A 25,058-nucleotide genomic window follows, 5' to 3' on the forward strand; every position below is an offset into this window, starting at 1 on the left:
GGGCGAGGTTGTGGCGGGTGGTCAGGGTGTCGGGGTGGTCGGGTCCGAGGATCTGTTCGTGCTCGGCGAGGGTGTCGTGTGCGAGTTCGATGGCTGGGGTGAGGGCGGCGGTTTTCGTGAGGTGGCGTGTGGCCCATCGGCGAGCCTTCAAGACTCGGGTTCGTGATGCCCGAGTTGCGTGGTTGGGCAACTCGCTGCTGGTTATGGCGTTGATGTGGTCGACCAGCCGGGTCCCTTCGAGTCGGCGTGCCCAGGCTTGGTCTTCATCGAACAGGTGCGGTTCGAGTACGTCGAGGGCTGTGGTGAGGACGGTCTCGGCGTGGCCGGAGTCGAGGATCTGCTCGCGCAGAGCACGGGCGGTGAGCCGGTGCGCCAGCAGGGATTCCTTGCTGGTCGACCATGTCAGCAGGGATCGCTGGACGCAGTGGTCGATGGCGTCGTCGACCCACTCGTCGAGTTCGGGGTTTGGGTGGGTGAGCAGGTCGCGGCCGATCCCGGCGGGGGCGAGAACGGCGAACAACTCCAGCAGCCACCCCACGGCGGTGTCGAGTTCGGGGTCGCCGGTCGGGGTCCGGGCGTCGTCGAGGGAGAGGGTGATCGCTTGGTCGACGCGCAGCCGATGTTCCTGCCCGACGCGGTGGCGCAGTGCCCGGGGCAGGGGCTGGCTGCGGACGCGCCGCAGGAACCGCTCGTAGGTCGCGCCGGAGGCGGCGATCGCGGCCGCGGCAGTCGCCAGCGCCAAGGGGAGGTCTCCCAGCTCGTCGGCGATCGCGTCCGCACCGATCGGGTCCTTGAGGTCGGTGACCGAGTTCAGGTAGGCCACGGACTGGTCCCGGGTGTATCCGCCTCCGACGTCGACGAGCAGGTCAGCCAGCGAGGTGAAGCTGCGCACGGTGCTGGTGATCACGACCTGGGTGCCGCCGGAGACCGGCAGCAGCTGGCGCACGAGGTCGACGTCGATGGCGTTGTCCAGGACCAGCATTCCGGCCCCGACTCGGGCGTTGAGGTGATCGCGCAGCCGATAGGCCGACTCGACCGGATCGTCACCGGGGTCGGCGGCGCCGAGGCGCAAAGCTACCTCGGCCAGCCCGGCATACAGAGTCTCATGGGACTCGGCATCCACCCACCCGGCCAACCCCACACCGGCCGCCAGCCGGCCGCGGGCGTACGCGGCGGCCACATGCGTTTTCCCGGCGCCACGCATCCCGGTCACCAACGCCACCCGCCACAACCCGCTGGACTCCGCCTCCAGCCGGGCCGTTTGCGGGCGGACTACGTAACTGCGCGGCTCGCGGGGAATCCGGCCGACCACGAGCGGGCCCACGATCGCGGGCTGTGGCGGGGGTGCCGTGCTGGGGCCGCCGAGCACGATCGTCTCCGCGCGGTTGTCGTGCAGGACGTAGGTGGTGCCCCCGAAGCCTGTGGCGGGTGGCGCTGCCGGGCGGGAGGTTACCGGGGCGCCGCGGAAGGGTCTCCGGGTTCCCGGTGCCCGGCGCGCACCGAGCCGATCTCGATATCGCCGCTGAAGGTGCCGCGCGAGATCCGGACGCCGGTCCCGGTCGAGTCGACCTGCTTGATCCGCAGCGCGGCGCCCTCGATCTGCTCCAGGTCCACACCGACCGCCGCGCCGGCGGAGGCTTCGTGGGCGCGCAGCATCGCGACCAGCGTCTGCGTTGCCGCCAGCAACTCGACGTCCTGATCGGCACCGGCCGCGGTCAGGTCTTCGGCGAGCTCGACGCGGCGGTGCTCGGAGTTCGGGCGCTGCTCCAGCGCGGCCACATCCACCTGCCCGTAGCGGCCGGTCACGAGCCCCTTCAGCTTCTGGTAGGCATCGGCCACCGCCTGCTGAGCGCTCTCACCCAGCCCCGCGACCGCACCAGCAGCCAGCGCCTGCGCGACGATCGCCGCCACCGTCTCCACCACGACGAAATCCTCCCCACTCCCGCTCACGAGCCAGCCTCGGCACGACATCACCGACCTGGCGAACCCGCACAATTTAGCCGAGAACCCCACCCTGCACCGTCATTCGAACTACCGACACCCGCTGGTGGCCTCGCTACCGCGGGCGACCGCTCGGGCTTGGGTCCAGACCCCCGGTTCGATTTTCTTATCGGCGGTCACGATTCGAGACGGGGGTACGAGACGGGTCGACGTCGAGGTTCCGCCCGGAGCGGTGGAGCTGCCGAGGTCGTCTCGAAACCAAGGAATCGAGACGGCAACCAACTCTCCATTCCGGCTGGCTACGGCCGAGATCGTCCGGCCCGGTGCCTCTCGCCGGCGGGCGCGGCATCGAGATGGCGAAGGCCCCGGAGCGCTTGCCGGTACCCCGGTGCCGGCGCGCATCGGGGTGACCCACCGCACCAGCGCCCGCACGCCGCTACGGCTCCGGTGCGGCTTTCTCCCGGGCCATGACGTCCTGGACGGTCAGCGACCACCTTCCTCGCCGCCGCGGCGGGCCGGCTGTTCAGCGCCGCCGCCGAACAGGCCACTCACCGAGGGCTGGGAGTGGCTCACCAGCTGACCCGGCTCCAGCACCCGAGGAAGGCCTCGCCCACCGGCGGGGCCTTCTCCCGTTCTTCCCCGCCGAGCCGGCTGCGGTGGCTCGACTCTCGAACCGTCCGACGCCGCCAGCGTGACGCTCATCGAGCGGTGCTGCCGGTACACGATGTCAGCAGCGTCCGTACCGATCCAGCCGGAGCGCACTCGGGCCGACTCGCCCCGCACACTCCGGCTTGCCGGGATCAGTAGTCGCACCGCCAGTTGTAGGCGGTGGAGCCACCGCGGGCGTGCAGCCCGTAGACGTTCCAGCAGTACTTCTCGATGTCGACGGACTTGTAGCCGGTCGAGATCGGCACCGAGTAGCAGCGCCAGCCCCACCCGCCCTGCGCGGGATAGGCCAGCGTGGCGCGCCATCCGATCGTCCCGTGGGTGACCTGGCAGGCCAGGTGCATGTCGATCCCGTAGGGCTGGGCGGAGGCGGTACCCGAACCCGCCACCGCCGCGGTCACCAGCGCCAGCGTGGCCAGCACGGGAGCGAAGAACTTCGAGCGCATGGATTTCTCCTGCCCTGAAGCGGCACCGGGCGGGCAGACCCCGGCTGACCATTCACGCTACGAGCACACTCCCGATCCTGATATCCGCTGATCAGACGATATTTCGATTCTCTGCGATGTCCACTGAGAGTGCGCGCCGATTCAGAGACAGGGGCGAATAGCCCAGCGCCGCCGCGATCGGATCGACCCGGCCGCAGAGCGTGCTCGACCGGCTGAGCGGCAGTTGGTCGGCAAGTTCCGCGTGGAGAGCGGCTTGTAGGCTCCGGGCCACCGATACGACAGGCTGGGGGTAGGCGTTGACGGGCAACGGTTTACGGCGGGCGACGGCGATCATGGCTGCGGGTGTGGTCCTGCTCGGAGGTGCTGCCGGGGTGACAACCGCGGCATCACCGCCGCGAGAGCCGACAGTGAGCATCACGCTGCCCACCCCGACCGGCCCATCCCCGGTCGGGGTCACCGAGTGGCACCTGACCGATCCGACTCGCACCGATCCCTGGACCGGCGGCCCGCGGGAGGTGCTGGCCCAGATCTGGTACCCCGCCGATACCACCGCCGGCGGCGAGCCCGCGCCGTGGATGCCACCGGGCGGCCACGCCGAGCAGGAGGACTTCCTCACCCAGCTCGGCGTCGAGGCCGGTACCTGGAGCCTCGCGGCCGGCAACAGCCTGCCCGACGCACCCGCCCAGCACGGCGGCGGCGGGATCCCGGTCCTGCTGAACTCCCCCGGAATGGGCGACGCGACCGGCTGGAGCACCGCCCAAGCCGAGGACCTGGCCAGCCACGGCTACGCGGTGGTCGCGCTCAACCACACCCACGAGGCCTTCTCCGTGCGGTTCCCCGACGGGCGCACCGCCGAGACCCGGGTGCCGCTGGACTCTCCGCGGGAAGTCCTGCGCGATCTGCTGCTGCCCACCCGGGTCGCCGACATCCGCTTCGTCCTCGACGAACTCACCACCGCGGCCGCCGGCGAGCAGCCCGCCGCAGCGCTGCCGGCCGGGCTCGCGGAAAACCTGGACCTGTCGCGGGTGGCGATGTTCGGACACTCCCTCGGCGGGTCGACCACGATCGGCGCCCTGCACGCCGACCCGCGGATCCGGGCCGGGGTGAACCTGGACGGCCCGGTCCTCGGCCCGGCCGCCGAGGACGGCCTCGCCCAGCCGCTGCTGATGCTGGCCGGGGAGTTCTCCCCGTGGTTCGGCCGGCCCGGCTGGGAGCCCTACTGGCCCGCCGGCACCGGGATCAAGGTGCCGTTACGGGTGCTGGGCACCGAGCACATGTCCTTCTGCGACCAGCAGCTCATCCTGGCCCGGCTCGCCGAGGCCGGGCTCCTCCCGGGCGAGATAAAGCAGAAGGTAGTCGGCGGCATCGACGCCGACCGATCCATCGCGCTGCAACGCAGCCTCCTGCGCAGCTGGTTCGACACGGTCTTCGCCCGGGGCGACCTCGCCACCGCGATCACCGGCCTGGCCCAGCCCGAGGTCGTGCCCTACTCGTAGAGCAGGCACCACGCCCGGTCGACCAGCACCCCAAGACCGGAGCATTGCCCGATAACCGTAGTTATCAGGCAACCTTTGTGCGTCACTTCCTCAATTCGTGAGCGAGACGAAAGGCTGTCACTGGGTCCGCGTATGTGAGCCCTCGCTGGGTCGAAGCGTTCGGGTGGTAACCCTTGGCGGAGTGGATTGGCGAGGCATCCCGCCCCCTGTTCTGCTGATCTTGCACCGGGCAGCGCGAGTGACAACTCCTGACGAGTAGTTCGCCTACGGCTGGCGGCGCTGCCCGGGCTAGGCAAGCGGCGACGTAGTTGCGGGTCAGATGACTTCGAGGTCCGGCGGCGCGGACAGAACGCGATACGGGTCGGGGTCGGCGGTGAGGACGGGGTAACCGGCCGCCCTGGCTTCCCAGGCGACGTGGACCAGGTCGGTGCTGATGGACGCGCCGGCGGTGTGCCCGAGAAGGACCAGGCCGGGGATGATGACTTGGCTGAGCGGGGTGACGGTGAACCCGACGGCGTCGAAGTCGGCGGGGTCGGCGCCGGCGAGGGCGGCGGTGTAGAGGCTGGTGGCCGGGATGACCAAGGGGCGGTGCTCGCGCACGCTGATCTCGATCAGGGCCTGGCCGTAGACGCTGTGCGGGAGCGCGAGCAGTGCGGAGGCGTCGAGGATGGTCCCGGCGGCGGTGGGTCTCACGCGGCGCCGTCGCCGCGCAAGCGGGTGTCGGCGCGGTCGAACAGTGCTCGGGCGCGGGCCTCGGCCGCGGCACGCTGTTCGGCGCTGGGTTCGCCGTGTTCGGCGCGCCAGCGGGCGATCACCTCGTCGACGGTGGTGCGGGTTTCGCCAGAGCCTGCCGCGGCGGCGATGTAGGCCGAGACCGAGCGGGCTCGGCCGGTGGCGACGGCTTTCTCGGCCCGGGCTAGGAGTTCCTCGGGCAGGGTCAGGGAGACCTTCCGCGTGCTCATCCGGTTATCCTACCTTCATCGCCTATCGGGAGTGGCGTTGTCGAACGAGGAGTTGCCGATGATCACCGACCCTGTCCTGTTGCGTATCGGTCAGGTGGTGCAGCGCGGCCATGCCGGTGAGCGGGAAGCCGCCCGCCTGGAGATGGAGCGGATCTGGGAGGAGATCGGCGGCGAGGATGGCGACCCGTTGTCGCAGTGCACCCTCGCGCATGCGCTGGCCGACATGCAGGACGACCCCGGTGCCGAGTTGGCCTGGGATCAGCGAGCGCTGGCGGTGGCCGCGCTGGTGACCGATGAGCACACTGCGCGGGCAGGCGTGGAACTCTCGGCGGCCGCGCTGTACCCGTCGCTGTATCTGAATCTGGCCGAGTGCTACCGCAAGCTGGGTGATCTGGACCGGGCACGCGAGTACCTCGCCCACGCGCAGGACACGATCGGTGCGCTTGGTGACGACGCGTATGGGCAGTTGATCCGCGAGGGTATGCAGACGATCGCCGATCAGCTGCGCTGAACGCGCGTTGGTGGCAGCGGTTGCCACGGCTGCGTCAGCCGAGCCAGTCCGAAAGGACTGCCCGGAGTCTGCCCAGCGGGCCGTCGAGGGCTTCTTCGAGCCAGTCGAACGTGGCACTGGAGGCCTGTTCACTCCACGACAGCACGCCGTCGAGGCCGAGCAGGTACGCGATGGGGAGGACGATGGCGACGACCCCGACGACCACCAGGATCGGGGACACGACGAGGCTTCCGAGGCCCTTGGCGATGCCTAGTGCGTCCACGTGTTCAGGGTCGTCGGGTCTGTAGACCACAGTGATCCGTGCACCGATGTGGGGGCGGCTCGTCACTGTCTCGGCCAGTGCGATGCGCCGGGGTTTTCCGGTTGCTCCGATGAACTCGACGATCGGCCTGAATGCGCGGTGACTATCGGCGTCGCGTTCCTCGCCGACCGAGGTGATGGTGGCGCGCGCCCGATGCCCACGCAGCCACAGCGTCGCCCGCTCGATGGTCTGCCGGAAGATCGCGATGCCGATGGCGAGTTGTGCCACCTCGAACAGAGCGACCGCCGCGGCGCTCACGTAGTCCCAGAAGCCGTGCACGGCAACAGGATATTGATCCAGGGTGGTCTCGACAGGTCCTGCATACGGCGATCATCTGAACAGGAGATGGTGGTGCAGGCTGCGGTAACTTTCCGGTCCGGCGTCGCCGATTGTCGAACCCGCTTTGGCCATCAATGTCGCACCGGGACTCGAACACTCACCGGGCGGCCCTTGCCGAATCCGCCCCCGGAGTCAGCCGGCGCCGGATTCGATCCGGTATTGCTCGACAACGTCGTCGTACTGCTCGCGACGATCGGCGGTTATGTCCTGCTCGGCATCCATGCTGATGCTCCATGGGATGGGGCACGGTGGCGCATGGTCGGGATCAGGGCACAGCAGCCGTGATGTAGCCGGTGGTCCCGCCCCCGTGCTCGACCAGGTGACACTGAACGAGACAGTGCTCCGATGGGTCGGAGATGGCGGATCCGCCAGTCGAGATGCCGGCCGGACCGGGCAATATATCCTGCTCGCGCAGTCCGGCGACAAGTGCGCGAGCATCCATGGCGCCGGACGTCCTGCGCGCGCTCACCGCCGACCTTCTCGCCGATCAGCCCGGCGATGGCGGCACCTCGCTCGCGGCACCCGACTGCGCCGAGCCCGGACCAGCCACCGGAAGAAGTCCGGGCGGTGACCATGCGGCGGCGAGCCGACGGCTCGACGCGAACGATCGGTTCCGCCGGTCAGTGGTTGTTGGTCGGGGCGAGCAGGAACCAGGTGAGCGTGGCCGTGATTGCGGTCAGGAGGGCGAGCAGCAGGCCGACGCCTGCCTGGCGTTTCGTGCCCGGGCGGGCGAGAAGCGCCAGCCCGGTGAGGAGTTGGAGTGGGACCAGCACGAAAAGCCAGAGGATGACGAGGTAGGGGAGCAGCGAGAGCGTCAGGTACGCGGTCAGGGCGATCGTCATGGCGGTGAAGGTGGGGCGCCCGATCCAGTTCCGCGACCGACGTGGCTCGCTCACGGGGGACCGCTCGCGCGGACTATCAGGACGGCGATGACGAACAGCGCCACCAGCCAGGTGACGATGACGGCGGCCGCGGCGGCGAACAGCGCACGGCCGCGGCGCCGATGTCGGATGGGTGCCAGCGCGAGGGGCGGCACCAGGGTCGAGCCCGCCGCGATCGCCACGGCGAGGAAGTACCGGTCCACGCCGAGCATGTTCCACACGGCGAGGAACCACAGGTACCCGAGGAGGAACAGCGCGATGGTGGCGAGGACGGTTTGCCGCCAGAACCGCGGGTCGTTCTCGCCGCCGGGGCGCGGTTTGGTGGTTGCGGGCGGCACCGGATCGCTCAACGTGTGCACGCTCGAGTCGCTCGCAGGAGGACTGCTACAGGTTCGGCGAGTCGACCTCGCTGACCAGCCAGCGGCCGCCGACGTTATCGACGGTGGCGGTGATGGTGACGTGCTGGGCCTTGGGTTCAGGAATATCGATGTTGGTGAGTACCTGGCTCAGCGTGATCAGGATCGTCTGGCGGAACGGGTCGCCGCCGGTCGATCCGCACTCGGCCCACTCGGTCCACGACCGCACCTGGGCCTGCTGCATGGCCTGCCGCAGCGACGGTTCCGCCTCGGCGAAGTCCGCGGCGAAGGCTCCGGTGCTGCGGTCGCGCACGCGCTGGAAGTAGTCGTCGAGCGCGGTGTGGTCGTAGGTGCTGACCTCGCGGGCGAAATCGCAGGCGGCGAGCCGCGCGTCCTCTTCGGTCCAGGCCGCGGCCGTCGGTGCGGTCACCATTCCGGCTGCGGCGGCCGCGGCCACCAAGGCGCCCAGAAGCACTGTGCGAGACATCAATTCCTCCCCCATCGGGCATAGGGCGCGCGCCTGTGCCCGCCCCGAGACTGTCACTGTAGCGAGGGGGACCGACGGGTGCGGAGCACCGGACGGTCCTTGCCTCAGCAGAGCGCGCTGGGGCTAATCTGCCACCTGGCATACCCCGGCGTGGACAGCAGGAAAGCACAAGAAATGCGCGTGACAGCGAACAAGGGTCGGTTCGTCCTCCGATGGGCGGGAGCGGCATCGGTGGTGCTGGCGCTCGCCGGCTGTGGCGCGTCTTCGAGGATCACGGGCGAGGCGACCAGCGTGCCCGGGATTCCGACGGCCGCCAAGACACCGCACGGTATCGAGGGCATGAACAAACCGTGCTTCCCGGAGCCGGGGTTCTACCCGGCGGCGGACGCCTACGTCGGTCCCGCGCCGCATCCGGTCGCCATATTCAACCGCGATTTCGGCGCGGTGTGGAATATGCCGGTGAACCCGCCCGAGTGGATGAACCAGTCGGACCCGCTCAGATATCAGCTCATCGTCTGTCTGGGAACCAGCCGGGACGGCGGCGAACTCCTCCAGGGCTGCGACTACACCGGGAACAAGCGGATGCCGTTGTTCCGGGGGCGATACGTCGCCCGGGTCTACGAGGCGAAGTCGGCGAAGCTGGTCGGCACCGAGGAGATTCTCGGGAGCCTTTCCCGCGAGTGCCCGATGATGGTGCGGCTCGAACCGCACGAGCGGGAATGGCTGTTCACGACTCCGATGCTGACCGAGTTGCAGAGCGCGCTCGGCAAGTACGTCTACCGGTGAACGACCGGAGCCGCCCCTGTCCTGCCGGGACAGGGGCGGTCGGCGTGCTCAGACCGTGCCGAGGAGCACCGTGTCGCCGGTTGCGGCGGAGGTGATCTCGACGCTGCGGATGCGGTCCGGGGTGGTGGGGACGGTGCGCTCCAGGGTCACCACGTCGCCGGGGCCCGCCGGCCACTGGCCGAGGTTCCAGCGGGTGCCGTCGACGCCGGTGGCGACCAGGCCGAACTCCCAGCTGTAGCCGGTGCCCGCGCCTGCGTAGCTGCAGGTCATCTCGACCCGGGTACGGTCACCGTCGGCCACGAGCCGGAAGTCGGCCGAGACCGGGCTGGCGCGCAGCGGCTCCATTGCCCGCTCCGCGAAGACCTGCTCGGTACCGACGGGTTCCGGATTCGCGGTGACCGCCGCGACCACCGGGATCGCGATGGCGACGGCGGCTGCCGCGGCGGCGAGCGCGGCGCCCGCAGTGAGCCAGCGGGAGCGGCGGCGTTCGCGTTCGCTCGCGGCGGCGAGCCGGGGGAGCAGGTCGGCAGGGGGGCCGGGCACGGTGTTCGGGATGATCAGGTCCGCACGGCCTGCCGCGGGTAGGGGCGTGGCGGTGCCCGCTCGGGTAGGCGGACCGGTGGGCGCGGCCTCCGATTCCGGGTCGGTCCCGAGGCTGAGGGCGGTCTCGGCGCTCACCAACCCGAGCAACCCGGGCATCCCGGCCAGCTCGGCCACGGCCGCGCGGCACCGCGAGCACCCCTCCAGGTGCTCCTCGAACTCCAGGCGTTCCGCGCGGGTGAGCGACCCGAGCACGTAGGGGGCATCCCACGTCGTGTAGTCGTCGACGAAGTCGGTCATCGGTTCGTCACCCCCATTTCCTGCAGCGTGAGACGTAGGGCCCGCATGCCGTAGTGCATCCGGGATTTCACCGTCCCGGGCGGAATACCCAGTTCGTCGGCGATCTGTTGGGTCGAGAGCCCGCGATAGTAGGCGCGCACGATCACCTCGCGGTGGTCGGCGCCGAGTTTGGCCAGCGCGTCGGCGACCACCCACCCGTCGAGTGCCCGGTCGGAGTGGTCGGGCGTCGCCTGCTCGGGCGGCGCGTCGGTGCGGAATTCGCGCCGGTTGCGGGCGCTGCGGTGGTCATCCACGGCGAGGTTCCTGGCCACGGTGAAGAGCCAGGCTCTGGCCGAATGGGTTGATTGGTCGAGGACCGCGGGGCGCTGCCAGGCGCGGAGCAGCGTCTCCTGGACGATGTCCTCGGCTCGCCCGGCGTCCCGGACCAGGCCGAGGGTGTAGCGCCAGAGCACCGCTGCGTGGTCGCGGTAGAGGACGGCCATGAGTGTGGCCCGGTCGGTGTCGGCTGCGGCCCACGGTGCGTTCTCCGGGTGGGGTGGGGGCGAGCTGGCGGCGTCCATCGGCTCACCGGAGCGGGGGGTGGTTCACGGGTTGTCCTCCTCTGTCGAGGAGTTACACGAGGCTAGTTGCGTTCTAGTTCGATCGGGTGCGAAGCCAGGAGCGAGAGGGGGAGGGGTTGACGCCGAAGCACCTGGGCCCAGAGGTCGGGGCGGCCGGGGGCGATGGGGTCGGCGGGGAGGGCGGAGACGACGTACCAGTCGTGGTTGTCGAGTTCGCCCTCCAGTTGCCCGAAGGTCCAGCCCGCGTAGCCGGCGAAGATGCGGGCGCCCTCGATCAGGGGGCCGATCTCGGCGGGGTCGGCGTCGAGATCCACCAGCACCACGCGGCCGTCGACCCGGCGGAGGCCGTTCACGCCGGTGATCGAGACCCCGACGCGGACGGTCGCGACGCACAGCGCGGCGTCCCGCTTGACCGGGCCGCCGACGAACAGCGTCTGCGGCGCGGAGACGACCTCGCTCCAGCGGGGGAGCACGTCGTGCACGGCGGTGTCGCTGGGGCGGTTCAGGACGACGCCGAGGCTGCCCGCCTCGTTGTGCTCGATGACGTAGATGACGGTGCGTCGGAAGGTCGGCTCGGCGAGGTCGATGGCGGAGACCAGCAGACTGCCCGCCCGCACGACGGGCTCGCCCGGCCGGTGATCGCGGCGACCGTGGTCGCCGTGCCCGCGGGTCCTGCGATCGTCGGGGTCGTCTGCGCGTGCCACCCGGACATCATCGCAGTTGCGGGCCCGCCGCGCTCGCCCTCTACGGTGGGAAAGCGGCCGTCCCGCGCCGTAGAGTCGTGCCATGCGACCGCCCGAGGTGCTTCTCGACGACTTCGACACCGTGTACGACTTCTACCGGGACCATCGGCAGAACCGGGCGAAGGCATTGGGCGCGTACGCGTTTCTGGCGCGCCGGTTCCGGCCGCGGGTGCACTACGCGGAGGGGGCGCCGGACGCGGTCAAGGCGCTGGTGCGCTCGGGGCGGCCGCTGCTGATCGCGGTGAACCACCTCTCCAGGCACGACCCGTACACGGTCGCCGCGGCGGCCTGGCGCAGTCCGCTGCGGCGGCTCATCGGGCGGGTCAGGGTGCTGGCGAAGGACGAGCTCTTCGTCGAGCCGAAGCTGCGCAAGCAGGTGGACATGATGGGGGCGATTCCGGTGTTCCGGGGGAAGGACCACGGCCTCCGGGCGGTGAACGCCGCAGGTCAGCGCATGATGGACATCTGCGCCGAGCGGCTCGCGCGCGGCGATCACCTGGCGGTCTTCCCGGAGGGCACCTGCAATGTGGTCGACCCGGGCCGGGTGCAGCCGGTGGGCAGCGGGATCGGGCACATCGCCTTCCGCGCGCAGAAGCTCGGGGCCGAGCCCGCGCTGGTCTGCCTCGGGTTGAGCTACGGGCCGCGGCCCGGCGACGGCACCGAGCCGTCCAAGCGGGAGGTGATCGGGTCGTCCTTCTACTTCGGGTACCCGGTGACCGAGCTGCCGACCCGCCCGGCCGAGATCTCCCGGCTGGTGCGGGCGGAGCTGCAGTACGCGCTGGACGGGGCCGTCGCCGCCTACTAGATCTGGTTCGCGCCGCCGTCGACGTAGAGGTTCGCGCCGGTCACGTAGCTGCTCTCGGCCGAGGCCAGGAAGGCGATGGCGGCCGCGGCCTCCTCGGGCCTGCCCATGCGGCCCGCGGGCACGGTGGCCGCGACGTTCTCCGCGACCGCGCGGGCGGCCTGCTCGTCGCCGAAGGCGGCGGTGCCGCCCGGCGTCTCGATCCAGGCCGGGGAGACCACGTTGACCCGGATGTTCCGGTCCTTGAGCTCGTTCGCCCAGGTCCGCGCGAAGGAGCGGACGGCCGCCTTGGACGCCGCGTAGGCGCCGAAGGCGGGAACGCCGCGGTCGCCTGCGGTCGAGCCGACCAGGACGACCGATGCTCCGCTGTTGAGCAGCGGCAGCGCCTTCTGCACGGTGCGCACCGTTCCCCTGACGTTGACCGCGAAGACCTGGTCGAAGTGCTCCTCGGTGGTCTCCTCCAGGGTCACGAACGCGCCGATCGCCGCGTTCGCCACGAGCACGTCCAGTCCGCGGCCGCGCTCCGAGACCGCGGCGTAGAGCCGGTCGAGATCCGCAGGCTCGGCGATGTCGCCGCGGACCGCGGTGGCGCGTTCGGCGCCGATGGTCGCGACGGCCGCCCGCAGCTCGGCCTCGCGCCTGCCGGTGACGAAGACGTGCGCGCCCTCGTCCGCCAGCCGCACGGCGGTGGCAAGGCCGATGCCGGTGCTGCCTCCGGTGACGAGCGCCGTCTTGCCTTCCAGGTGTCCCATGATGCTGTCTCCACTGTCGATGCCGAAACCTTCGATACCGATGGTCCGGAAGATCGGCAGTACTATCCATGATGCAGAGTCCGGCATTCTTTACAGATCGTCCAGGAGGAAGCGGTGCTCGGATTTCGGGATCCCGTGGCCGACGCGATCGGGCTGCTCCGGCCGCGCACGGTGATCGGGCCGAGCCTGCGGGCCGCGGGGGAGTGGGCGCTGCGCTTCGACCCGTTCCCGCATGTGCGCATCGGCGGGCTGGTGCAGGGCACGTGCTGGCTGCTGCTCGACGGCCACGAACCGGTGCGGCTGCGCCAGGGTGACACCTTCATGCTGGGCAATCCGCCGCCCTACGTCCTCGCCTCCTCGCCCGATGTCCCGCCGCGACCGGCGGACCCGGTGCAGGCCCGCGCCGAGGACGGATTGGTGCGGATCGGCCCGGAGTCCCCGGACGAGCTGTACCTCTGCGCCGGGCACATCGCCTTCGACGACCGGAACGCCGCCCTGCTCACCGACCTGCTGCCGCCGCTGGTGACCGTCCACGACACCGACCCGCACGGCAGGCCGCTCGCGCAGCTCATCGAGCTGCTCGCCACCGAGGTCGGGAGCGCCGCGCCCGGCGGCCCGCTGGTGCAGAATCACCTCGCCCAGATCCTGCTCGTGCACATGCTGCGCGCGCGCGCCGCCGCGACCGACCGGCCCACCGGCTGGCTCGGCGCGCTCAACGAGGACGGCGTCGGGGCCGCGCTGCGCGCCGTGCACGCCGACATCGCGCACCACTGGAGCCTCGAGGAGCTCGCGGAGATCGGGCACATGTCGCGCTCCGCGTTCGCCCATGCCTTCAAGAGCCACGTCGGGATCCCCCCGCTGGAGTACCTGATCCAGTGGCGCATGAGCCTCGCCAGGGACGCGCTGGCCCGCGGCACCCAGTCCGTCTCCGAGCTCGCCAGGGCGACGGGCTACCGGTCGGAGAGCGCGTTCAGCACCGCCTTCCGGCGGGTGGTCGGCGCGTCACCCTCCCAGTTCCGGAATCAGGCGCGGGAAGTGGTTGCCTAGAGCGGCAGCCCGAACTGGCTGCGGGCCCACGACGGCACCGCGGCCACGTGCTCGGCGCGGGTGCCGATGTAGCGGTTGACCAGCGGACACATCGGCAGCACCTCGAAGCCCTGCGCCCTGGTGGCGCGCAGCGCGGCCTCGAAGAGCGTGGCGGCGTGGCCGCGGTCGGGGCTGGCGTAGATCTCGCTGCGGACGAAGGCGCGCTCGCCCGCGGTGTCCTGGTACTCGGCGTACCCGGCGATGGCCCCGTCGATGTGGAGCTCGAACCGCTCGAGGGCGGTGTTGGTGCGGACCTCGATCGGCATGGCTCGACGCTACTCGGTGCGGGGCGCGACCGCGCACCCGAATCCGATTCGCGGCCAGCGGTTCCGCGCCGCCTCCGCCCGGTCGGGCGGTGCGCCGGGCGCGGCGGGCGTGCGGAAAATCCGGCCGGTGGACTTGTCCGACGCGCCTGCGCCGCAGAGAATGCTTGTGGCCCGCCGCCCGGTTCATGAGCTCGGGGCGGCCGCGGCGCGGGCCCGGGAGGGACGGAAGATGACGAGCGCACAGCGCGCGGCCGGGGTGGCCGCGCTCCTGGTGGCGGGGGTATTCGGCACGACGACGGCGGTGCCCGCCCTGCTCGCGCCCGCGGCCGCGGCGCCCGCGGTGGCGTTCGGCGACTGCCCGGAGGGGGCGGTGCCCGCCGGTGCCGGCGTGCAGTGCGCCGTGGTCGAGGTGCCGATGAACCACGCCGACCCGGACGGCGCGCAGATCGAACTGACGGTCAGCCGGGTCAGGGCCGAGGGCAGCTCGCGCGGCGTGATCGCCGCCAACCCGGGCGGGCCGGGCGCGGACGCGCTGGACTACTGGGCCCGCCGGATCGACTCCTTCCCCGCCGTGCTGGCGCAGTACGACCGGATCGCGGTGCAGCCGCGCGGCATGCGCTGGTCCACACCCCTGGACTGCGCGGTGAAACCGGACGGCACCGAGCCCGCGCCGGTCGGGGTCAAGGAGGTCGCGCTGCGGCCCCGCGACGACATGCGCGCCACCTGCGAGGCCGCGCTCCCCGGCTACCTGGACACCATCACCACCGAGAGCACCGCCCGCGACCTGGACGCGGTGCGCGCCGCGCTCGGCGTCGAGCGGCTCGACTACCTCGGCACCTCGTACGGCACCTACCTCGGCGCCGTCTACGCCACGCTCTTCCCCGACCACACCGGCCGGATGATTCTCGACTCCAACGTCAATCCGGACTGGGTGTGGACCGAGGAGTTCGCCCAGCAACAGGTGGCGGGGAAGCAGCGGCTGGACGACCTCTTCGCCTGGATCGCCGAGCACGACGGCGAGTACCGCCTCGGCACTACGCCGCTGCAGGTCTACCGGAACTGGGTGCGGCTCGTCGCCGACCAGGGCGGCGGCTGGTACGCCAACCTGACCCCGCCGCCCGCCGCCGTCTCCGACCTGCCAGGCGCGCTGCCCGAGCCGCTCGCCGAGATCGCCCGCGACGGCTTCAACGGCAGCGTCGAGCAGATCGGCAAGGTGCAGAACCTGACCCGCACGCTGGTCGCGGGCGGCGCCTCGGCGCAGGTCCCGCTGCTCGGCGCCACCACCGTCGCCACCTACACCAGGGCATTCTGGCCGAACTTCGCCCGCGCCATGGCCGACGCCAACGCCGACCCGCGCAATACCGGCAAGCTGCTCGCCCTGGAGGGCGCGGGCAGCTCCGACCCGACCGGCCAGGTCGTCTTCGCCGCCATCACCTGCAACGAGAACGCGGTCGAGCCGCGGCCGGAGCTGATCGCCGCGGCGGCGGCCACCATCGCCTCCGGCGGCAGCGCCATGGAGGCGCGGGCGAACCTGGTCCGCGCCGGGATGAATTGCGGCTCGTGGCGCCCGGTGGCGAAGCCGGTCGCGGTGGACGGCGCCGCGCTGCAGACCCCGCCGCTGCTGTTGCAGAGCCGCCACGACGCGCTCACCGCCTACGAGGGCGGGCCCGCGCTGGCCCGCGCGGTGCACGGGCGGCTGATCACCATCGAGGGCGGTGACCACGGCACCTTCGGCCGCGGCAACGCCGCCGTCGACGACGCGGTGGTGCGCTACCTGGAGACCGGCGCGGTCGAGATCGACCGGGCCGAACAGGCCCCGCTGCCGTAGCGCTGCACGTGCATCCGGATGCCCGACGTGCGCGCGCCCGAGCCGCGTCCCACAATGGGCCGATGACGCGGGAACCGAGTCCGCGGGTGGTTCTCGCCCCGGACAAGTTCAAGGGGTCGGCGAGCGCACCCGAGGTCGCCGACGCGCTGGCGACCGGGGTGGTCAGGGCGGTGCCCGCCGCCCGGATCCACCGGGTGCCGGTCGCCGACGGCGGGGACGGCACGGTCGACGCCTTCGTGACGGCGGGGTGGCGGCGGGTCGAGCTGGTCGCGCCCGGCCCGACCGGTGCCGCGGTGCCCACCTCGTACGCCGTGCGCGGCGACACCGCGGTGGTGGAGCTGGCGGCGGTGTCGGGGGCGGCGAAGTTGCCCGCGGGGCGGTTCGACCCGCTCGGCGCGGGCACCGAGGGGCTCGGCACGGTGCTGGCGCACGCGCTGGAGTCGGGGGCGCGGCACCTGGTGCTCGGGCTCGGCGGCAGCGCCTCCTCGGACGGCGGGGCGGGGATGCTGCGCGGCCTCGGGGCCCGGATCCTGGATGCCAGGGGCAATGAGCTGCCGCCCGGTGGCGCTGCGCTCGCCGACGCCGCGCGGCTGGACGCGGGCGGGCTGCACCCGCTGCTGCGCCGGGCCCGGCTGACGCTGGCCTGCGACGTGGACAACCCGCTGCTCGGCCCGGCGGGCGCGGTCGCGGTCTACGGGCCGCAGAAGGGGGCGGGGCCTGCGGAGCTGGTGATCCTGGAGGCGGCGCTCACCAACTGGGCCAGGGTGGTCGGCGAGGCATTCCCGGTGGAGCGGTACGGCGACGCAGGCGTGCGGCCGGGCGCAGGCGCGGCGGGCGGCACCGGCTTCGGGGTGCTCGGCGCGCTGGCCGTGCTCATGCCGGTGACGGTGCGCAGCGGGATCGATGTGGTGCTCGAGCTGCTCGGGTTCGCCGACCTGGTCAACGGGGCGGCGCTGGTGGTGACCGGGGAGGGGTCGTTCGACGAGCAGAGCCTGCGCGGGAAGGCGCCGCTCGGCGTGCTCGCCGCCGCGACGGCGGCGGGCGTGCCGTGCGTGGTCACCCCCGGCCGCTCGCTGCTCACCGCGGAGCAGGTGCGGGAAGCGGGCTTCGCGGGGTGTCACCCGCTCACCGAGCTCGAACCCGACCCGGCGCGCTGCATGGCGCAGGCCCGCCCGCTCCTGGTCCACCTGGGGGAGCGCATTGCCGAGCACTACCTGCGGGCTCGGGTCCAGTAATCAGACTCCGGCGAGGGTGTCGTCCAGTTCGCACCGGGCGACGTGCTCGCGGTGGCGGTCGCCCCACTCCTCGAGGGGGAGCAGCGCGACCCGGAGCGACTCACCGAGGTCGGTGAGCGTGTACTCGACGCGCGGGGGCACCTCGGGGAAGACCTCGCGGTGCACGATCCCGGCCGCCTCCAGGTGGCGCAGGTTCTCGGTGAGCACCTTCTCGCTCACCCCGTCCAGCTTGCGCCGGATCTCGCCGAACCGGTGCGCGCCCTCGCCGAGCACCCACATGAGGTGCATGCGCCACTTGCCGCCGACCACGTCGATGGCGACGGTCATGCCGCAGACCTCGTGATCCGCGTCACCATTCGGGTCCACCGCCGCCTCCTGACCAGGTCACGTACCCGCGGGTGGGGTTGCCCCGCCCCGACGTGCGCTCTTGTCGATGGTACCGGCCGCGACCAGCATCGGAACCGGCGCCGAAACTATCCGACAGACCAGCGAAGGGCTCCAGAGATGTCTCAGAACACGGCGGTGACGGTGATCGGGCTCGGTCCGATGGGCCGCGCCATGGTGCGCGCCTTCCTCGCCGCGGGCACCGCGGTGACGGTGTGGAACCGCAGCCGCGGCAAGGTCGACGACATGGTGGCGCTCGGCGCCACCGCCGCGAATTCGGTGGCGGGGGCGCTCGCCGCCAACGAGGTCGCGGTGCTCAGCCTCACCGACTACCCCGCCATGTACGACGTGCTCGGGCAGGCCACCGCGGCGCTGCCCGGCCGGACCATCGTGAACCTCTCCTCCGACTCGCCGGAGAACACCAGGCGCGGCGGCGCCTGGGTGCGCGGGCACGGCGCCGAATTCCTCTCCGGCGGCGTCATGTCCGCGGGCGACGACATCGCGCACCCGGCCTCGTACATCTTCTACGGCGGCCCGGCCGAGGTCTTCGAGCGCCACCGCGAGCTGCTGCGACCGCTCAGCCCGCCGGAGTACCTCGGCGCCGACGACGGGGTGGCGCAGGTCTTCTACCAGGCGCTGCTGGTCACCTTCCACCCGTGGCTGCTCGCCGTCGACCAGGCGCTCGCGGTGATCGAGCGCAGCGGGCACGACATCGACCGCTTCCTGCCCTACGCGCAGCGCTCGGCGGGCGCGTACCCGTCGTTCCTGGCTGAGTCGGTGGCGGCGGCGAAAGCCGGTGGCGGGTACGACGAATCGATGTACCGGATGATGATCGCCGGGGCGCGACACATCGTGGACGCCAGCGAAGACGTCGGGGTGGACGCCACGCTCTCGCACGCCTCGATGGCCTGGTGGCAGCGCGGCCTGGACGCCTCGAAGGCCGCGGGCCGCCCGGTCTCGATCCTTGAGCTCATGCGCGGGGCGTGAATCAGCCGGTCTCGCTGCCGATCCGGGGGAAGGGGGCGGTGGCGAACACCACCTCCACGGCCACCTCGAAGTAGGCGGCGATCCGCAGCGCCAGGTGCAGGCTGGGGCTGTACTCGCCGCGCTCCAGGTACCCGACGGTCTGGTAGTGCACGCCGAGCGCCTCGGCCAGCTCGCGCCGGGAGACGCCGCGCTCGGCGCGCAGCATGGCGATCCGGTTGTAGATGACCTCAGTAGGCACGCTGCAGCGCCTTCTCGCGCCGGGCCGCCACGCTGGACCCGGACTCGCGGCGCGCCATTCGGCGCAGGAACGGGGGTGCGAGCACCAGCCCGATGACGGCCCAGAAGCCGAGCACCGCAATGGTTTCCAGGTGCCGCCACGACCCGTCGATCTCCACCGCGGCGGCGGTGTCTGGAAGCATGGCGGCGCGGGTGCCGAGCCCCATCCAGTAGATCGGGAAGGCCTGCCCGACCGCCTGCAGCCAGCCGGGCAGCGCGGTGATCGGGTAGAAGATGCCGGAGATCGCCACCAGCCCCATGATCGGCAGGGTGAGGTAGCCGAGGTTGCGCGGGCTGGTGAAGAGCGAGCCGAGCGCGGCGCCGAGCGGCAGCGTGGCCAGCAGCCCGAGCGCGGTGATGGCGGCGAGCGCGAGCCAGCGGTCCGGGGTGCCGAAATCGAGGCCGTCGCCCATCAGCGCGAGCCCGCCGATCAGCACCGGGACGGCCGGGACCACCGCGAGCGCGGCGGCGGCGACGATCTTGCCGGTGAGGTACCCGGTCATGCCGTTCGGGGTCGCCTTGGCGCGCAGCAGCGTGCCGTCCTCGCGGTCGGTGGCGAGCGCGCCCGCGACCCCGAAGAGCGCGTTGAAGACGATGAGCAGCCCGAGCAGGCTCGGCAGGGCGAGCGCGCCGAGCCCGATCTCGCTGGACTGGAAGGTGGCATCGCGCATGAAGAACAGGGTGATCAGCGAGGAGAGCGGCCAGATCGCCAGCCCGAACAGGTCCTGCCCGCTGGTCAGCGTCTGCCTGATCTCGATCGCGCCGCGGCGCAGCCCGGTGCGCACCGCTGCCGATATCGGGTTCATCGGGTCACCTCCGTGAGCGAGCGCACGTCGGCCGCACCGGATTCGGCGTGCCGCACCAGCGTCATGTACGTGTCCTCCAGCGAGGCGCGGCGCACCTCGAGTTCCCGGATCTCACCGCCGTGCTGGCGGAAGAGGTCGTGTACGAACTCGGTGGACTCCACCGCGGTGTGCACGAAGCGCTCGCCGCCGCGGGTCCAGCGGATCTCCGCGGCGCCCGCGACGCTGCGGGAGAGCGCGTCCGCCGAGCCGTCGGCGATGATCCGGCCGCCCGCCAGGATCAGGATGCGGTCCGCGAGCTTCTCCGCCTCGTCCAGGTCGTGCGTGGTGAGCAGCACCGTGGTGCGCAGCTCGTCGGTGAGCCGGTGCACCAGGTCGTGGAATTCGCGGCGCGCCTCCGGGTCGAAGCCCGCGGTGGGTTCGTCCAGGAAGAGCAGCTCCGGCCTGCCGACGATGCCGATGGCGACGTCCAGCCTGCGGCGCTGGCCGCCGGAGAGCGTCATGACCTTGCGGTCTCCGTGCTCCGCCAGCCCGACGACCTCGAGCAGCTCGTCCACGCGCCACGGCCGCTCGCGCTCCGGGGTGGCGTAGGGGGCGTAGTAGCGGCCGAGGTGCTCCAGCAGTTCGCGCACCCGCCACTTGCCGTGGTCGCGCCAGGACTGCAGCACCACCCCGACCCGGGCGCGCCACGCCTCGGTGCCGCCCTCCGGGTCGACACCGAGCACCGAGACCCGGCCCGCCGAGCGCTGCCGGAACCCCTCCAGGATCTCGATGGTGGTGGTCTTGCCCGCGCCGTTCGGGCCGAGGAGCACCAGCACCTCGCCCTCGCGCACCTGGAACGTCACGTCGTGCAGCACGTCGCGGTCGCCGTACCGCATGCGGAGTTCTTCGACGTCGATTGCGATGCTCATCCGGCACCTCCCCATAGTTTGTCGACGTCATTATGTAGCAGAAGTACTACAGGGCGACAGGGGTCTGCTGTTATTGACAGGCAGCTATTCGGCTGCCTATTGTCGAACAGGCAGCCGGGAGGTTGCCTATTGGAAGGACGGTATGGAGCAGGACGACGCGGTCTTCCGCGCACTCGCCGACCCCACCCGGCGCCGGTTGCTCGACTCGCTGCGCGCCGCCGACGGGCTGACCCTGCGCGAGCTCTGCGCGGGGCTGGACATGGCGCGGCAGTCGGTGAGCAAGCACCTCGCGGTGCTGGAGGCGGCGAACCTGGTCGCCACCAGGCGCCGCGGCCGGGAGAAGCTGCACCACCTCAATGCCGCCCCGCTCGACGCCATCACCGAACGCTGGATCGATCGCTACCACCGCGGGCGCGTGCGCGTGCTCGCCGATCTCAAGGAAGCTCTGGAGGCTCCCATGACCACCACCGACACCGCCTTCGTCTACACCACCTACATCCGCACCACGCCCGAGAAGCTCTGGCAGGCGCTCACCGACCCGGCCTTCACCAGCCGGTACTGGGGCGCCACCTTCGACACCGACTGGCAGCCCGGCTCCACCATGCGCTGGTCGCTCGGCGGCTGGTCGCACGAGGACGAGAGCCAGGTTGTGGTGCGGGCCGAGCCGTACCGGCTGCTCGCCTACACCTGGCACAGCATCGACGCCGATTTCGCCGCCGAGGTCGAGCTGCCCGCCGACGACCTCCCGCGCTGGGCCGACGACCCGCGCTCCACCGTCACCTTCGAGCTGGAGCAGCAGGGCGAGGTGGTGAAGCTGACCGTGGTGCACGACGGCTTCGCGCCGGGCAGCCCGGTGCTCGAGGGCATCCAGGGCGGCTGGCCCAGCATCCTCTCCGGCCTCAAGTCGCTGCTGGAGACCGGCGAGGAGCTGCGGCTGTCCGAGTGAGGCTCAGTGCACGAGCTTCAGCCCGACCACCCCGCCCACGATCATCACCAGGAAGAGCGCCTTGGCGATCGAGGCGGACTCGGCGCCGGTGAGCATGGCGTAGACCACGGTGAGCACCGCGCCGATCCCCACCCACACCGCGTACGAGGTGCCCACCGGCAGCTCCCGCATGGCGAACGCCAGCCCGGCCATGCTCGCGAGCAGCGCCACCGCGAAGACCAGCGACGGGGTGAGCTTCGTGAAGCCTTCGGAGCGGCCGAGCGCGGTGGCCCACACCGCCTCCAGGACGCCGGAGATCACCAGAAGCAGCCACGACATGACGACCCTCCTCGGGCCGTCTTGTCGCACTCCGGGTACGGCACCCCTCGTCCGGAAGCCCCTGGTCCGGGGCTCTACCTCCACCGTGTCACACGGGGTGCGTGGCGGCAAACAATGGCGACCGGGGTCACCGCTCGACGTGGTTGTCCGGGTAGGCAGTGATCGCGAGAAAGCGGATGGGCAGCCGGACCAGCTCGTTCGGGCCGTGCGGGCCCTCGCCGTCCAGTAGGAGTGAATCACCAGGGCGGAGGGTGTATTCGGAGTCGCCGTGGCCGTAGACCATGACGCCCTCCAACATGTAGAGCAGCTCGGTGCCCGCGTGCTGGAAGAGCGGGAAGGTCTCGCTGGCCTCGGTGAGCGTCACCAGCACCGGCTCCAGCCGCTTGTGCTGGCCGCGCAGCGCGCCGAGCAGCTCGTAGTGGTGGCCCACCCTGGTCCCGCGGCCGACGATCACCGCGCCGCTGCCGGAGCGGGTGTACACCGCCTCGCGGGTGGCGTCGGCACCGCGGAACAGCGACGTCACCGGCACGTCCAGCCCCTTGGCCAGCCCCGCCAGCGTGCCGAGGCTGCACGAGGTCTGCGCGTTCTCGATCTTCGACAGCATGGCCTTGGAGATCCCGGCCTTGGCCGCCAGCTCCACCACCGACATGCTGCCCGCCAGCCGCAGGCTCCTGACCTGCCGCCCGATCACCTGCTCCAGACCGGCGGCCGTCGGCACGTCCCGCGGGATCTCGCGGTCGACCGGAGCCGGGTCACCGGTGTCGCGGTGCTCCTGTCGCCGGGCCGGTTCGCGCATGTCTTGGAGTCTAGAGGTCGGGTCGATGGCTACTCCTTGCCGAACCGCTGGAACGCGGCCTGCCGCGAGGTGTCGAGGGCCGCGCCGATCACCGTCCAGGAATCCCCGGCCGCCCTGGCCTGTTTCACGGCCGACCGCAGCTCGGCCTCCGCCGCGGCCAGCTTCTTGCGGGCCTCGATGATGTGCCGGAAGTGCGCCGCGTCCCGGGCCGGGGTGCTGTCTGGATTCAGCTGCTCCAGAACGGTATCGAGGTCGCCGGGGGCGGGCTCCGAGGGCGGCGGCGCCGTCGGTGCGCTGTCTTCGGCCCATGTCGTCAGCAACTGCCTGCACAGGACTTCCGGGCCGACGCGGGAACCGCGGCGGCCCGCCGCGGCGCTCGAGTAGGCCACGAGGAAGGTCGCGGCGAATTCACGCCTGATGTCGGCCGAGAGGGTAGGACGCCGCGGGGCGACCGCCGACGCCAACAGCGTGGTCGACGGCTTGTGTCCGGAGCGCCTTCCGTTGTTCATGATGGTCATCGCGGCATCACCTCAGATACTTGTGGAACTTGGCTCTCATGGTGTCGGCGTGGATTATTCGAGCAGGGCCGTCCGCGGGAACGGCGATCAGCTCCAACATCCGGCCGGCGCGATTCGGGCCGAGGACCAACAGCCGGTCCTCGCCGTACATCTCGAGTTCGATGTACCGGAGAGCGTTCTCCCAGGCGTGGAGGATGTCGGCATCGGCCACGGCATGTTTGCGAGCAGAGTCCGATATCTCCACGCCGTCAAGGTTACCTTTACGATGCCGCCTGCTGTCAAGGGCAGGTTTACAACCAGGGTTCGCGCCGAACAGCAGTGAGCCGCACTGCGCGAACGCGGTGCGGCTCACTGTTCTCCGTGAAACCTACGTGGTGGCGGGGGTGGCGGCCTTCTCGGTGATCACCTCCGCGGCGACGACGGCCGCGACCGGCTCCACCCGACCGTCGGCCATCTCGACCGCCTCGAGCACGTACGCGCTCTCCCGGTGCACGACCACGTCGACGCCCTCGGTCTCGGCGTCGGCGGGCACCCGCAGCCCCATGGTCATGTCCATGACCTTGGCGATCAGGAAGGTGACGATGAAGGAGTAGGCGACGACGGCGAGGACCGCGACGGTCTGCTTGCCGAGCGTCCCGAAGCCACCGCCGTAGAAGAGGCCGGTGGCGCCGCTGGGGGCGGCGGGGTCGGCGAGCAGGCCGATGAGCAGGGTGCCGATGATGCCGCCGACCAGGTGGATACCGACGACGTCGAGCGAATCATCCAGCTTGAAGCGGTATTTCATGGTGATCGCCAGGCAGCAGACGGCGCCGCAGACGGCGCCGACGGCGAGCGCGCCGAGCGGGGAGACCGCGCCGCAGGCGGGGGTGATGCCGACCAGCGCGGCGATCAGCCCGGAGCTGGCGCCGAGCGAGGTGGCGTGGCCGTGCCGCAGCTTCTCCACGACCAGCCAGGCGCAGATGCCCGCGCAGGCGGCGGCGAGGGTGTTCAGCGCGACGACCGCGGCGCTGTTGCCCGCGGCCAGCGCGGAGCCCGCGTTGAAGCCGAACCAGCCGAAGAACAGGATGCCCGCGCCGAGCATGGTGAGCGGGAGGCTGTGCGGCCGCGGCGCGTGCGGGAAGAGCGCCCGCCTGCCGAGTACCAGGATCAGCGCGAGCGCGGCGATACCGGCGTTGACGTGCACCGCGGTGCCGCCCGCGAAGTCGACCGCCTGCAGCGTGTTGGCGATCCAGCCGCCCTGGACCGAGCCGTCGGCGGAGTCGAAGGCGAAGACCCAGTGCGCCACCGGGAAGTAGACCAGCGTGGCCCAGAGCCCGGCGAAGAGCATCCAGGAACCGAACTTCATCCGGTCGGCGACGGCGCCCGCGATGAGCGCCACCGTGATGGCGGCGAAGAGCAGCTGGAAGGCGGAGAAGAGCGCGGGCGGGATGCCCGGCTCCGCGGGTGCCTCCAGGAGTTTCGAGGAGCCGAAGTACTCCAGCGGGTTGCCGATCAGCCGCAGCCCGCCCACCGAGTCGCCGAAGGCGGCGGAGTAGCCGAAGAGGATCCACAGCACGCCGACAACGGCCAGCGCGCCGAAGACCATCATCGCCATGTTCAGTGTGCTGCGGACGCTCACCATGCCGCCGTAGAACAGCGCAAGGCCCGCGACCATCAGGGCCACCGCCGTGAACGCGCCGAGAATCCAGGCGGTATTGGCCGCCGCCAGGGCTTCTGTCATTGAACTCACCTACGTCCGTCGTGCCGGATCTTTGCGGCCGCAGCCGAGTGCGGTTGAACAGCAGTAAACGCCGTCGAATGTTGCGCGCGATGGTCGTCCGGTGAACCGCGAGTTA

General features: G+C 71.3%; 32 protein-coding genes, 1 pseudogene and 1 riboswitch. Of the genes and pseudogenes, 9 read left to right on the top strand and 24 right to left on the bottom strand.

What is annotated here, in order from left to right:
• From ACFUUZ_RS14840 to ACFUUZ_RS14855, 4 genes and pseudogenes are all read right to left on the bottom strand, one after another.
• Positions 1–1,324 (bottom strand): annotated as a pseudogene (locus ACFUUZ_RS14840) (hypothetical protein); the annotation flags it as partial.
• A gap of 125 nt (positions 1,325–1,449) precedes the next feature.
• Positions 1,450–1,920 carry a hypothetical protein gene (locus tag ACFUUZ_RS14845; protein ID WP_378696291.1) on the bottom strand — a complete coding sequence of 157 codons (471 nt, stop codon included), beginning with the start codon at positions 1,918–1,920 and terminating at the stop codon, positions 1,450–1,452.
• Between the two features lie 821 nt (positions 1,921–2,741).
• Complete coding sequence (locus tag ACFUUZ_RS14850; RefSeq protein ID WP_378696293.1) at positions 2,742–3,053, bottom strand: hypothetical protein; 312 nt, start codon at positions 3,051–3,053, stop codon at positions 2,742–2,744.
• A 91-nt stretch (positions 3,054–3,144) separates the two neighbouring features.
• Positions 3,145–3,387 carry a hypothetical protein gene (locus tag ACFUUZ_RS14855; protein ID WP_378696295.1) on the bottom strand — a complete coding sequence of 81 codons (243 nt, stop codon included), beginning with the start codon at positions 3,385–3,387 and terminating at the stop codon, positions 3,145–3,147.
• 73 nt (positions 3,388–3,460) lie between these two features.
• On the opposite strand from ACFUUZ_RS14855, the gene ACFUUZ_RS14860 reads away from it, so the two are divergent.
• Positions 3,461–4,549: an alpha/beta hydrolase family protein gene (locus ACFUUZ_RS14860; RefSeq protein WP_378696297.1), complete on the top strand. Its 1,089-nt coding sequence runs from the start codon at positions 3,461–3,463 to the stop codon at positions 4,547–4,549.
• Positions 4,550–4,864: 315 nt separating this feature from the next.
• On the opposite strand, the gene ACFUUZ_RS14865 is transcribed toward ACFUUZ_RS14860, so the two are convergent.
• Both ACFUUZ_RS14865 and ACFUUZ_RS14870 read right to left on the bottom strand, forming a co-directional pair.
• On the bottom strand, positions 4,865–5,242 hold the full coding sequence (locus tag ACFUUZ_RS14865) for a hypothetical protein (RefSeq protein WP_378696299.1): 378 nt from the start codon (positions 5,240–5,242) through the stop codon (positions 4,865–4,867).
• Complete coding sequence (locus tag ACFUUZ_RS14870; RefSeq protein WP_378696301.1) at positions 5,239–5,511, bottom strand: hypothetical protein; 273 nt, start codon at positions 5,509–5,511, stop codon at positions 5,239–5,241. The genes ACFUUZ_RS14865 and ACFUUZ_RS14870 overlap by 4 nt, the downstream gene beginning before the upstream one ends.
• A gap of 58 nt (positions 5,512–5,569) precedes the next feature.
• On the opposite strand from ACFUUZ_RS14870, the gene ACFUUZ_RS14875 reads away from it, so the two are divergent.
• Positions 5,570–6,022 (top strand): hypothetical protein, encoded by a 453-nt coding sequence (locus tag ACFUUZ_RS14875; protein WP_378696303.1) that lies wholly within the window; start codon positions 5,570–5,572, stop codon positions 6,020–6,022.
• 34 nt (positions 6,023–6,056) lie between these two features.
• Here the strand turns inward: ACFUUZ_RS14875 and ACFUUZ_RS14880 are convergent, their stop codons facing one another.
• From ACFUUZ_RS14880 to ACFUUZ_RS14895, 4 genes are all read right to left on the bottom strand, one after another.
• Positions 6,057–6,602, bottom strand: coding sequence for a DUF3592 domain-containing protein (locus tag ACFUUZ_RS14880; RefSeq protein WP_378696305.1), 546 nt, complete (start codon positions 6,600–6,602; stop codon positions 6,057–6,059).
• Positions 6,603–7,282: 680 nt separating this feature from the next.
• A complete protein-coding gene (locus tag ACFUUZ_RS14885; RefSeq protein WP_378696307.1) occupies positions 7,283–7,558 on the bottom strand; it encodes a hypothetical protein in 276 nt (91 codons plus the stop codon).
• Positions 7,555–7,893 carry a hypothetical protein gene (locus tag ACFUUZ_RS14890; protein ID WP_378696309.1) on the bottom strand — a complete coding sequence of 113 codons (339 nt, stop codon included), beginning with the start codon at positions 7,891–7,893 and terminating at the stop codon, positions 7,555–7,557. Before ACFUUZ_RS14890 ends, ACFUUZ_RS14885 begins: the two co-directional genes overlap by 4 nt.
• A 34-nt stretch (positions 7,894–7,927) precedes the next feature.
• The gene (locus tag ACFUUZ_RS14895) at positions 7,928–8,386 is read right to left on the bottom strand and encodes a hypothetical protein (protein ID WP_378696311.1); all 459 of its coding nucleotides are present in this window, start codon (positions 8,384–8,386) and stop codon (positions 7,928–7,930) included.
• A 180-nt stretch (positions 8,387–8,566) separates the two neighbouring features.
• Here ACFUUZ_RS14895 and ACFUUZ_RS14900 point away from each other — a divergent pair, with 180 nt between their 5' ends.
• Positions 8,567–9,172, top strand: a complete 606-nt coding sequence (locus ACFUUZ_RS14900) for a hypothetical protein (RefSeq protein ID WP_378696313.1) — start codon at positions 8,567–8,569, stop codon at positions 9,170–9,172.
• A 48-nt stretch (positions 9,173–9,220) separates the two neighbouring features.
• Here the strand turns inward: ACFUUZ_RS14900 and ACFUUZ_RS14905 are convergent, their stop codons facing one another.
• The 3 genes from ACFUUZ_RS14905 to ACFUUZ_RS14915 form a co-directional block, all read right to left on the bottom strand.
• Positions 9,221–10,012: a zf-HC2 domain-containing protein gene (locus ACFUUZ_RS14905; RefSeq protein ID WP_378696315.1), complete on the bottom strand. Its 792-nt coding sequence runs from the start codon at positions 10,010–10,012 to the stop codon at positions 9,221–9,223.
• The gene (locus ACFUUZ_RS14910; protein ID WP_378696317.1) at positions 10,009–10,572 is read right to left on the bottom strand and encodes a sigma-70 family RNA polymerase sigma factor; all 564 of its coding nucleotides are present in this window, start codon (positions 10,570–10,572) and stop codon (positions 10,009–10,011) included. Before ACFUUZ_RS14910 ends, ACFUUZ_RS14905 begins: the two co-directional genes overlap by 4 nt.
• Before the next feature lie 62 nt (positions 10,573–10,634).
• Complete coding sequence (locus tag ACFUUZ_RS14915) at positions 10,635–11,276, bottom strand: YqgE/AlgH family protein (RefSeq protein WP_378696319.1); 642 nt, start codon at positions 11,274–11,276, stop codon at positions 10,635–10,637.
• Between the two features lie 82 nt (positions 11,277–11,358).
• Here ACFUUZ_RS14915 and ACFUUZ_RS14920 point away from each other — a divergent pair, with 82 nt between their 5' ends.
• Positions 11,359–12,120, top strand: a complete 762-nt coding sequence (locus ACFUUZ_RS14920; protein ID WP_378696320.1) for a lysophospholipid acyltransferase family protein — start codon at positions 11,359–11,361, stop codon at positions 12,118–12,120.
• On the opposite strand, the gene ACFUUZ_RS14925 is transcribed toward ACFUUZ_RS14920, so the two are convergent.
• On the bottom strand, positions 12,117–12,869 hold the full coding sequence (locus ACFUUZ_RS14925; protein WP_378696322.1) for an SDR family NAD(P)-dependent oxidoreductase: 753 nt from the start codon (positions 12,867–12,869) through the stop codon (positions 12,117–12,119). The two genes, ACFUUZ_RS14920 and ACFUUZ_RS14925, sit on opposite strands and share 4 nt — an antisense overlap.
• Positions 12,870–13,004: 135 nt before the next feature.
• Here ACFUUZ_RS14925 and ACFUUZ_RS14930 point away from each other — a divergent pair, with 135 nt between their 5' ends.
• On the top strand, positions 13,005–13,916 hold the full coding sequence (locus ACFUUZ_RS14930) for an AraC family transcriptional regulator (RefSeq protein ID WP_378696324.1): 912 nt from the start codon (positions 13,005–13,007) through the stop codon (positions 13,914–13,916).
• Here ACFUUZ_RS14930 and ACFUUZ_RS14935 read toward each other — a convergent pair.
• A complete protein-coding gene (locus tag ACFUUZ_RS14935; RefSeq protein WP_378696326.1) occupies positions 13,913–14,221 on the bottom strand; it encodes a GNAT family N-acetyltransferase in 309 nt (102 codons plus the stop codon). The genes ACFUUZ_RS14930 and ACFUUZ_RS14935 overlap by 4 nt on opposite strands.
• A 229-nt stretch (positions 14,222–14,450) precedes the next feature.
• On the opposite strand from ACFUUZ_RS14935, the gene ACFUUZ_RS14940 reads away from it, so the two are divergent.
• Positions 14,451–16,049: an alpha/beta fold hydrolase gene (locus ACFUUZ_RS14940; RefSeq protein ID WP_378696328.1), complete on the top strand. Its 1,599-nt coding sequence runs from the start codon at positions 14,451–14,453 to the stop codon at positions 16,047–16,049.
• A 62-nt stretch (positions 16,050–16,111) separates the two neighbouring features.
• Positions 16,112–17,284 carry a glycerate kinase gene (locus ACFUUZ_RS14945; protein ID WP_378696330.1) on the top strand — a complete coding sequence of 391 codons (1,173 nt, stop codon included), beginning with the start codon at positions 16,112–16,114 and terminating at the stop codon, positions 17,282–17,284.
• Here ACFUUZ_RS14945 and ACFUUZ_RS14950 read toward each other — a convergent pair whose 3' ends face one another.
• Positions 17,285–17,611, bottom strand: coding sequence for a winged helix-turn-helix transcriptional regulator (locus ACFUUZ_RS14950; RefSeq protein WP_378696453.1), 327 nt, complete (start codon positions 17,609–17,611; stop codon positions 17,285–17,287).
• Positions 17,612–17,788: 177 nt separating this feature from the next.
• On the opposite strand from ACFUUZ_RS14950, the gene ACFUUZ_RS14955 reads away from it, so the two are divergent.
• A complete protein-coding gene (locus ACFUUZ_RS14955; protein ID WP_378696332.1) occupies positions 17,789–18,655 on the top strand; it encodes an NAD(P)-dependent oxidoreductase in 867 nt (288 codons plus the stop codon).
• Between the two features lies 1 nt (position 18,656).
• On the opposite strand, the gene ACFUUZ_RS14960 is transcribed toward ACFUUZ_RS14955, so the two are convergent.
• The 3 genes from ACFUUZ_RS14960 to ACFUUZ_RS14970 are packed head-to-tail and all read right to left on the bottom strand — an operon-like array spanning position 18,657 to position 20,645.
• A complete protein-coding gene (locus ACFUUZ_RS14960) occupies positions 18,657–18,893 on the bottom strand; it encodes a helix-turn-helix transcriptional regulator (RefSeq protein ID WP_378696334.1) in 237 nt (78 codons plus the stop codon).
• On the bottom strand, positions 18,883–19,737 hold the full coding sequence (locus ACFUUZ_RS14965; protein WP_378696336.1) for an ABC transporter permease: 855 nt from the start codon (positions 19,735–19,737) through the stop codon (positions 18,883–18,885). The genes ACFUUZ_RS14960 and ACFUUZ_RS14965 overlap by 11 nt, the downstream gene beginning before the upstream one ends.
• A complete protein-coding gene (locus tag ACFUUZ_RS14970) occupies positions 19,734–20,645 on the bottom strand; it encodes an ABC transporter ATP-binding protein (protein ID WP_378696338.1) in 912 nt (303 codons plus the stop codon). Before ACFUUZ_RS14970 ends, ACFUUZ_RS14965 begins: the two co-directional genes overlap by 4 nt.
• A gap of 142 nt (positions 20,646–20,787) precedes the next feature.
• Here ACFUUZ_RS14970 and ACFUUZ_RS14975 point away from each other — a divergent pair, with 142 nt between their 5' ends.
• Positions 20,788–21,591, top strand: a complete 804-nt coding sequence (locus ACFUUZ_RS14975; RefSeq protein ID WP_378696340.1) for an ArsR/SmtB family transcription factor — start codon at positions 20,788–20,790, stop codon at positions 21,589–21,591.
• Between the two features lie 3 nt (positions 21,592–21,594).
• Here ACFUUZ_RS14975 and ACFUUZ_RS14980 read toward each other — a convergent pair whose 3' ends face one another.
• The 5 genes from ACFUUZ_RS14980 to ACFUUZ_RS15000 form a co-directional block, all read right to left on the bottom strand.
• Complete coding sequence (locus ACFUUZ_RS14980) at positions 21,595–21,909, bottom strand: DMT family transporter (protein ID WP_378696342.1); 315 nt, start codon at positions 21,907–21,909, stop codon at positions 21,595–21,597.
• Between the two features lie 10 nt (positions 21,910–21,919).
• Positions 21,920–21,987: riboswitch (guanidine-III (ykkC-III) riboswitch) on the bottom strand.
• Positions 21,988–22,036: 49 nt separating this feature from the next.
• Positions 22,037–22,705, bottom strand: coding sequence for a helix-turn-helix domain-containing protein (locus tag ACFUUZ_RS14985; protein WP_378696344.1), 669 nt, complete (start codon positions 22,703–22,705; stop codon positions 22,037–22,039).
• Between the two features lie 29 nt (positions 22,706–22,734).
• On the bottom strand, positions 22,735–23,223 hold the full coding sequence (locus ACFUUZ_RS14990) for a hypothetical protein (protein ID WP_378696346.1): 489 nt from the start codon (positions 23,221–23,223) through the stop codon (positions 22,735–22,737).
• Between the two features lie 7 nt (positions 23,224–23,230).
• The gene (locus ACFUUZ_RS14995; protein ID WP_378696348.1) at positions 23,231–23,575 is read right to left on the bottom strand and encodes a hypothetical protein; all 345 of its coding nucleotides are present in this window, start codon (positions 23,573–23,575) and stop codon (positions 23,231–23,233) included.
• A 15-nt stretch (positions 23,576–23,590) separates the two neighbouring features.
• On the bottom strand, positions 23,591–24,943 hold the full coding sequence (locus tag ACFUUZ_RS15000; RefSeq protein WP_378696350.1) for an ammonium transporter: 1,353 nt from the start codon (positions 24,941–24,943) through the stop codon (positions 23,591–23,593).
• Between the last annotated feature and the right edge of the window lie 115 nt (positions 24,944–25,058).

The sequence above is a fragment of the Nocardia sp. NPDC057353 genome (assembly GCF_042667085.1).
In the GTDB taxonomy this organism is placed as follows: domain Bacteria; phylum Actinomycetota; class Actinomycetes; order Mycobacteriales; family Mycobacteriaceae; genus Nocardia.